The sequence below is a fragment of the Streptococcus sp. DD11 genome (assembly GCF_001578865.1).
Lineage (GTDB): Bacteria > Bacillota > Bacilli > Lactobacillales > Streptococcaceae > Streptococcus > Streptococcus panodentis.
This window is the reverse complement of the sequence record NZ_KQ969469.1, coordinates 1-338: the sequence shown is the minus strand read 5'-3', so window position 1 is coordinate 338 and position 338 is coordinate 1. Positions and strand designations below refer to the sequence as shown.

Below are 338 nucleotides of genomic sequence, written 5' to 3'. Positions count from 1 at the left end.
GATGACGAAATTATGAATGTGGAAATTCCAAACTTCCCGCCGCTGGTATTTGAGTTTGATGACAAATTGAATGTCGTAAAAGAATACTACCTTGGTAAATAAGGGTACAGGAATCTGGGACTTGGTCTCAGGTTCTTTGCTTTGTCAGGAAAGCCTGTCTGGCAGCAGTCTGCTCTGAGTTATTAAGGGATTTCCGGATAGATTAGTCAGGATTTTAAACTGTTCTGTCAGCTTTGTTTTTTCATCAGCTGGGATTTGTGGTAAAATAAAGGTCAGAACTTTTTACTAGAATGAGAGAAAACATGGCCAAGAAAGAGAGAAAATTTGACAGTCATTCC

General features: G+C 39.1%; 1 pseudogene. It reads left to right on the top strand.

The window, feature by feature from the left end:
- Positions 1-102: pseudogene (locus STRDD11_RS13430) on the top strand (phosphoglycerate mutase); the annotation flags it as partial.
- Between the last annotated feature and the right edge of the window lie 236 nt (positions 103-338).